The sequence below is a fragment of the Kitasatospora sp. NPDC091257 genome (assembly GCF_044757675.1).
GTDB classification, from domain to species: domain Bacteria; phylum Actinomycetota; class Actinomycetes; order Streptomycetales; family Streptomycetaceae; genus Kitasatospora; species Kitasatospora lactacystinica.
Window position 1 is genome coordinate 1 of the sequence record NZ_JBIVVI010000389.1, and the last position, 7109, is coordinate 7109.

General features: G+C 69.9%; 6 protein-coding genes and 1 pseudogene. 4 read left to right on the forward strand and 3 right to left on the reverse strand.

Translation table 11 applies throughout. The features are described 5' to 3' along the window. Positions 1-24: 24 nt before the first annotated feature. Positions 25-429 carry an alkaline phosphatase family protein gene (locus ACIQOV_RS19245; protein ID WP_401049908.1) on the reverse strand — a complete coding sequence of 135 codons (405 nt, stop codon included), beginning with the start codon at positions 427-429 and terminating at the stop codon, positions 25-27. Positions 430-711: 282 nt separating this feature from the next. Between ACIQOV_RS19245 and ACIQOV_RS19250 the strand changes: the two genes are divergently transcribed. From ACIQOV_RS19250 to ACIQOV_RS19260, 3 genes are read left to right on the forward strand one after another with little or no spacing between them, the layout of a single operon-like run. Beyond that, positions 712-1431 carry an SAVMC3_10250 family protein gene (locus ACIQOV_RS19250; protein WP_401049910.1) on the forward strand — a complete coding sequence of 240 codons (720 nt, stop codon included), beginning with the start codon at positions 712-714 and terminating at the stop codon, positions 1429-1431. Beyond that, positions 1428-3656: an AIPR family protein gene (locus ACIQOV_RS19255; RefSeq protein ID WP_401049913.1), complete on the forward strand. Its 2229-nt coding sequence runs from the start codon at positions 1428-1430 to the stop codon at positions 3654-3656. Before ACIQOV_RS19250 ends, ACIQOV_RS19255 begins: the two co-directional genes overlap by 4 nt. Next, positions 3634-5037 (forward strand): serine/threonine-protein kinase, encoded by a 1404-nt coding sequence (locus ACIQOV_RS19260; RefSeq protein ID WP_401049916.1) that lies wholly within the window; start codon positions 3634-3636, stop codon positions 5035-5037. The genes ACIQOV_RS19255 and ACIQOV_RS19260 overlap by 23 nt, the downstream gene beginning before the upstream one ends. Before the next feature lie 15 nt (positions 5038-5052). Here ACIQOV_RS19260 and ACIQOV_RS19265 read toward each other — a convergent pair whose 3' ends face one another. Next, positions 5053-5430: an ADP-ribosylation/crystallin J1 gene (locus tag ACIQOV_RS19265; RefSeq protein WP_401049919.1), complete on the reverse strand. Its 378-nt coding sequence runs from the start codon at positions 5428-5430 to the stop codon at positions 5053-5055. A 94-nt stretch (positions 5431-5524) separates the two neighbouring features. Continuing rightward, complete coding sequence (locus ACIQOV_RS19270) at positions 5525-6712, reverse strand: acyl-CoA dehydrogenase family protein (protein WP_359900452.1); 1188 nt, start codon at positions 6710-6712, stop codon at positions 5525-5527. Positions 6713-7013: 301 nt separating this feature from the next. On the opposite strand from ACIQOV_RS19270, the pseudogene ACIQOV_RS19275 reads away from it, so the two are divergent. Beyond that, a pseudogene (locus ACIQOV_RS19275) lies at positions 7014-7109 on the forward strand (riboflavin synthase); the annotation flags it as partial.

The following is a 7109-nucleotide window of genomic DNA, read 5'->3' on the forward strand; positions in this document are numbered from 1 at the left end:
TGTCGTCGCCGCCGGCCTCGTCGGTCATGTGGAACATGCCGATGGCACGTAGGAGAGCCGGCCGGGGGCGCGGAACAGCGGGCCGCCGGACTCGTTGATCATCAGCGGGTCCCAGCCGGCCGCGACGAAGGTGCGGCGGCGGTCGCCCCGGGCGAGGCGGGTGGCGAAGTCGGGGAACACGTCGAGCCGGTTGCCGCCCAGGTGGTTGCCCCACACCCCGTGCTTGGCGGGCTCGACGCCGGTCACGATGGTGGCCCAGCACGGCCCGGACATGGTGGGCGTGCTGTCCGCGACGGTGACCGGCACCAGGAACCCGGCCTCGGCGACCTCCTGCAGGCGGGGCATCGGCACCTGCGCCAGGAAGTCGTGGCGGACGCCGTCGATCCCGACGACGAGCACGCGGGGGCGGGGCCACTGGGCAGCGGACATGGGGGTTCCTTTCGGTCGTGCGCACCCGGCCGCGCCCGCCGAGGGCGCCGCCGACCGCGCCATGGTTCACCGACCGCCGTACCGGTCGGCGTCCCACCGCCGAACGTCAGGTGTCCACGAAGTGTCGGACGGGCACCGGACGGCCCGGCCCGGGTTCGGAGGTCCGACACTCCAGTCACCCGCCGTGTCCCTTCACGGCACCGTCTACCCTGCTTACGCGGAAGCCGGAGAACCACGGCGAGAGACCGCAGGGGACCAGGATGCAGGGGGACGACAGTGGTGATGCGCGAGGTCATCTATTTGTCAGAGGGAAAGCTCAAGCAGTTCCTGCCGCAACCGAGCCGGTTCTCACGGACCGGCACGATGCAGGTGACCACACCGATCGGAGGCGTCAGCCTCGACGCACCGACCGGCGACAGCGGCCGGGGCGGGCACCGCGAGAGGGTCCTGAAGCAGCTGCGGAAGACGGCCAGACCGTTCACCGCCCCGGACCTGTCCCCCGGCCAATGGGTTCACTTCGAGATGCGGCTGAACTGCGTCACCCTCCGGGACGAGTATCCCGACCTCGTGCTCTTCACGGCCCCGGCCTCCGATGAACAGGAGCACCGGACGGGGTCCGAACCGGCACCGGCCGCACGGCTCCTGCTGCATGGCTCGGTACGTCACTTGCTGGGCAGCGAACCGCAGGTGGTCAACGGTCCCGAGCTGACAGGGTTCGACGGCGGTGCCAGTTACGGAAGGGTCTTCCTCACCTCTGCCGGCCAGGCCGTCTCCGCCCTCGCCGCCGGCCGGCGCACCTCGGGCGCGCCGCACGTCGATCCCGTGAGCCTCCCGGCCGAAGGTGTCCGTCGTCTGCTCAGCAGGATCGACATCGAGAGCGGTGGGCTCGACACGTCCGTACCGATGACCGGCTACGCCCGGGTCACGGTGTCGCTCCCGGGCACCGCAACGGTCCCCGGCTGTCTCGTCGCCTCCCCACTCATCGTTCAGTACTCGGCGTGAGCCGCTCGACCGGGCCGTCCGACAACGGCACCGATCAGACCGAACAGGAGACCTCGATGGACTCAGAAGCTACGCCGGGGGAATCCACGTCGATCCAGGTCAGGGTGATCCAGCAGGCGCTGACCCAGGAGTTCGGGCCGTACATCGACTTCGGCGATCCGCGCTCCGGCACGGCGCACCACCGGTCCGCCTTCCACTCCCGGGCACTGGCGGCGAAGGCTGTCGCGCTGCTGACCGAGTGCGGTCCCGAGGAGGCCGCGAAGTCCCTCATCGACGGTCCCGATGACCACGGGATTGACGCCGTCGCGCTCTCCCCGGCCGGACAGGAGGTGTGGCTGGTTCAGGCCAAGTGGAGCGACCACGGCCGGGCCCTGCCGTCCGAGGAGAACGTCCTGAAGCTCCTATCCGGTCTCGAACTCATCGTCAACCGTGCGTACGGGAGGTTCAACGCGCGGTTCCAGCAACTGGCCGACCGTGTCGACGAGGTCCTCGCTTCACCGTACGGCCGGATCCACCTGGTCCTCGCGTTCACGGGGGAGGAACGACAGCTGGCGACGGCGAAGGAGCTCCTGTCGTCCGCGGTCGAGAGGTTCGGACTCCTCGGCGACGTCCTGGACATCCACACTCTGAATCTGGCCGACTTCCACATGGCGGCCCGGAACACCATCACCCCACCCATCACTCTGACCGTCACCCTCTCCGACCGGTGGCACCAGGCGGCCGGCGCCTACCCCGCGATCGCCGGCACCGTGGCCGCCGATGAGCTGGCGCGCTGGTACCAGGCCCATGGCCTGCGGCTGTTCGAGCGCAATCTTCGTGGCTACCTCGGAAGAACCGCCGTCAACCAGGCCATCGTCGACACGCTCGTCGAGACGCCGGAACACTTCATGTACTTCAACAACGGAGTGACGGTGCTCTGCGACGACATCCGCGCTTCGTACTTCGCCCGCCGTATCGAAGGCCACCCGGTGCAGCTGGAGTTGTCCGACGCCCAGGTCGTCAACGGCGCGCAGACCGTGGTCTCCGCGTTCCATGCCTTCGAGCAGAACCCCGATTCGGTCACCCAGGCCAACGTCATGGTCCGTGTGATCGGCCTCAGGAACGCGCCCGAGGGACTGGCGCGGCGGATCACCGAGTCGACCAACACCCAGAACCGGATGGAGCCGAGGGACTTCATCGCGCTCGATCCCCGTCAGTCCGTGATCCGGGACGACTTCGCGGCCTCGCTCGGGAAGTCCTACGTCTACCGGCGAGGTGACCTCATGCCGTCGCCTGCCGCCGGCTGCTCGGTGACCGAGGCCGCAACCGCCCTCGCCTGTGCCCACCCCGACGCCGGACTCGTCGCCCACCTCCGTCGCGACCACGACTACCTGTGGCGCGAGGCCCCGGAGGGCGCGTACACGCTGCTGTTCGGCGAGCGCCCGAGTGCCCAGCAGATCTGGCGGTCGGTGCTGCTGACGCGGGCAGTCGGCGAGGCGCTGGAGGATCTCGTCGCCAATGCGTCCGAGCGTGCGCGGGCCCTGGCGAGGTCCGGGAGGTTGCTGATCTCGCACATCGTCTTCCAACTGCTCGACGACGACATCGACGAGCTGGACGACGAATGGGAGGAGCGCTTGAGGACGGTGTTGCGCCGCCTGCCCGGTCTGCTCACCGTCCTGCTGGAGCTCTCGACCACGCACTTCGGCAGATCCGCGTTGATCTCGGTCACCATGAGCAGCGCGCAGCGGTGCCGATGGCTTGCGGAGACGGCGCTACGCAGGCTCAAGGACGGCACCGCCGTCCCCCCGCACCCCGACCTCTCCGCTCCGGCGCCCCGACGACCCCGCCGACCCAATTCGGTTCCCCTGCTGGTCGATCACCAGCGCATCCCGGATGGGGCTCAGCTCATCTACGTCCCGATCGGCGCCGAGGCACGCGCTGTCGAGGAGTGGTTGAACGATGACCCGTCCCGGTTCCTCGCCACCTGGGTCAACGACCGGCGCAAGCCTCTGGTCTGGGCGTTCGACGGAGAGCTCCACTCACCGACCGGCTTGGTCCACCGGATCTGGGAGGCCGCCGGATGGGCGCAGGCTCCCGTCGCTGTGCAGGGGACGAGCCGTTGGCTCCTGCCGGGCGAGGGCACGCTCGCCGAACTCGCCGCCGAGATCCAGGCCACGGCCGAGGCTCGAACGACGGCCGAGGACAGGGCCGGGGCCGACGCGGATGATCACGACAGTGCGGACTGAGCCTCGACCGGGCGGCGGACGCTACGAGCGGCGCGGCCGGCTCGGAGCCGGCAGCATGGGCCAGGTCTGGCACGCCTACGACCACCAGGAACAACGGGACGTCGCACTCAAGATCATCCAGCCGCGGTACATCGCCCCCGTCACCGATCCCGCCGAACTCGCCGAGTGTCTCGAACGGTTCCGCCGCGAGGCCGAGATCCTCACCCGTCTGCACCATCCCGGGATCCCGACCTTCTACGACGCCGGACTCGATCCCGATACGGACGACCACTACGTGGCCATGGAACTTGTGCTCGGGGAGGACCTTTCCCGACGGAGTCGCCCCGCCCTCCCCATCGCCGAGATCGTCTCAATCGCCGTCCAGTTGTGCGACATCCTCGCCCACCTGCACTCCGTTCCCGTCATCCACCGCGACATCAAGCCCGCAAACATCATGCTCACCGACGACCGGAAGGTCATGCTGCTCGACCTCGGTGTGGCGCGGACCTTCGAGAAGGAGCGGTGGGGGCTCACCCAGCAGGGGCAGGTCCTGGGAACCTTCAGCTACCTGGCACCGGAACAGCAGCCTGACACCGGCCGTCCGATCAGCCCGCGTAGCGACCTCTATGCGCTGGCCTGCGTCCTGTACGAACTCCTCACCGGGGAGCCGCCGTTCACCGGAAGCATGTCCAAGCTCATTCACGACCACTGGCACACTGCGCCCGTACCGCCGCGCGACAGACGACCGGACACGCCACCACCCCTGGAAGACGTGATCCTGAAGTCCCTGGCCAAGCTCCAGTCCGCTCGCCCCTCCTCCGCAGGTCAGATCCGCGAGTTGCTCGCCCCGCTACTCCAGGAGAACCCGGCCTCGCTCGCCCTCACGGGACACGTCGCACCTGGTGAGTCCGGCGAACCGGACAGCCCCTTCGGTGAAGCACCTCCACCCCCCGCCGAAGAACAACTCGTCCGGGCACGCGCGTTGTTCGACTCGGGCGAATACGGCCACGCTCGAACCGTGTTCACCGGCCTGGCGCGCCGATTCGCAACCATGGGCGCCCACGGCGTCGACCCGGCCGCCGAATGCCGGGCCGATGCCGCACACTGTGACATGTGGCTGGGGGAACACGCGCGAGCACGCGCCGAGTTCCGGGCTCTCGCCGAGGAGCTCGGTTCCCGACGGGAACCGCACGACAGTCTGCTCCTACGTGTCAGACGCCAGATCGCATCGACGTCCATGGCGTTGGGCGATCTGCCCTCCGCACTCATGGAGGCCGTCGACCTCCACGGCGTCATCAAGGCGGCGGGTTCACCCGGATCGTCCGAACTCTTCGAGGTGGAACGACTGCTGAAGGCCATCAGGGATGAACTGACCCGCAGGCCGCGACCGTGGCAGCCGTGACACCGACCGGCCGCCTCACGGCTGCGGGCGGAACTCGTGGACGACCTCGATGCGGCCGACGATGTGCCGGTTGAACTCGTCCAACTCCTCTGCGGGCACCCAGAGTTCGAGGATCGTCCGGCCGCCCGCCCGCTGAACGGGGTAGCGCGCGAGGAAGGCGGTGTCGACCTCGAAGCGGGTGACGTAGCCGACGCCCGAGGCGGGCACGTTCCAGTCCCGGGCGATCCGGATCGCGTAGTCCTCGTTGAGGACGGGGTAGAAGATCGGCTGCTCGGGGAGGCGGGGCGGCCAGGCGCGCCGGTCCGCGGCCTCGACCAGGGCGAGCCCCTCGGGGCCGGTGGGGCGCCAGAGGGTGGTGGTCGGGGGCTGCGTCGGGACGAACCGGCTGGTCATGGCAGGGACGGTAGCCGGGCCACGACGGGCCCGACCACCGGTTTTCCCGGGCCGCGAGGGACGACGAGATGCGGCGAGGGCGGACGGGCGGCCGTCAGCGGTAGGCGGACTCGCCGGTGATGGCCTCGCCGAGCACCAGGGTGTGGATCTCGCTGGTGCCCTCGTAGGTGAGCACCGATTCCAGGTTGTTGGCGTGCCGCAGCACCGGGTACTCGGTGGTGATGCCGTTGGCCCCGAGGACGGTCCGGGCACTGCGGGCGATCTCCAGGGCGGTGCGGACGTTGTTGAGCTTGCCGAAGCTGATGTGCGGCGGGCGGGCGGCGCCCTGCTCCTTGAGCCGCCCGATCCGCAGGGCGACCAGGTACGCCTTCTCGACCTCCAGCATCATCTCGACCAGCTTCTGCTGGGTCAGCTGGAAGCCCGCGATCGGACGGTCGAACTGGATCCGGCTCTTGGCGTAGTCCAGGGCGGAGGTGTAGCAGTCGCGAGCGGCGCCGACGGTGCCCCAGAGGATCCCGTAGCGGGCCTCGTTGAGGGAGGAGAGCGGTCCGCGCAGGCCGACCACCCCGGGCAGCACGGCGTCGGCGGGCAGCACCACGTCGTCGAAGGCCAGCTCGCTGGTGACGGAGGCGCGCAGCGAGAGCTTGCCGTGCACATCGGTGGCGGTCAGGCCGCGGGCGCCGCGCTCGACGAGGAAGCCGCGCACGCCCTCCTCGGTCTGCGCCCAGACCACGGCGACGTCGGCGATGCTGCCGTTGGTGATCCACATCTTGCTGCCGGACAGCACCCAGTCGCCGCCCTCACCGCCCTTGCGCACCGCCCGGGTACGCATGTTGGCCGGGTCCGAGCCGAAGTCCGGCTCGGTGAGGCCGAAGCAGCCGATCAGCTCACCGGCGGCCATGCCGGGCAGCCAGCGCTGCTTCTGCTCCTCGGAGCCGAAGGCGTGGATCGAGCGCATGGCGAGCGACCCCTGGACGGAGACGAAGCTGCGCAGCCCGGAGTCGGCCGCCTCCAGCTCCATGCAGGCCACCCCGTACGCCACCGCGTCGGCGCCGGCGCAGCCGTAGCCGTCGAGGTGCATGCCGAGCACGCCCAGGGCGCCGAGCTCGGGGGCGAGTTCGCGGACCGGGAAGACCCCGCGCTCGAACCACTCGCCGATGTGCGGGCGGATGCGCTCCTCGGTGAACCGGCGGACGGTGTCGCGGATCAGCCGCTCCTCGTCGGAGAGCAGATCGCCGACGGCGAGCAGGTCGGACGGGTCGATCCGGGTCGGCTTCGTCACTGAAGCTCCTTGTACTCTCGGCGGGACACCGGCGGAATACCGGCGAGTATTCCGCACCCGGCCGGGTGGTGGGCGGGCGTGAACGAGTGAGGATGGCGACACGTCCGACGGCGCGCCCGAGGGCGCGTACGGCCGAGCGGAAGCGAACCGGAGGAGAAGGGGCGGGGCAGGACATGGCACGTTGGGCGCTGGTCGTCGAGGAGACCGTGGGCATGGGCCAGGATCGGATCTGGGGGAGCAAGGTGCTCGCCGAGGTCGAGGGGACCCGCGAGGAGGCCGTCGAGGAGCTGAGGCGGCTCGTCTGGCCGAGACGCTGCACCGCTCCAGTCTCGGCGAACTGGCGCCCGGCTCCCGGGTCAACCTGGAGCGCGCCATGGCGCTCGGCGACCGGCTGGGC

Excerpts from the sequence above, each read along its gene's own strand:
- ACIQOV_RS19245 (WP_401049908.1), bottom strand. The coding sequence starts at position 429 with ATGTCCGCTGCCCAGTGGCCCCGCCCCCGCGTGCTCGTCGTCGGGATC.
- ACIQOV_RS19250 (WP_401049910.1), top strand. The coding sequence starts at position 712 with ATGCGCGAGGTCATCTATTTGTCAGAGGGAAAGCTCAAGCAGTTCCTG.
- ACIQOV_RS19260 (WP_401049916.1), top strand. The coding sequence starts at position 3,634 with ATGATCACGACAGTGCGGACTGAGCCTCGACCGGGCGGCGGACGCTAC.
- ACIQOV_RS19265 (WP_401049919.1), bottom strand. The coding sequence starts at position 5,430 with ATGACCAGCCGGTTCGTCCCGACGCAGCCCCCGACCACCACCCTCTGG.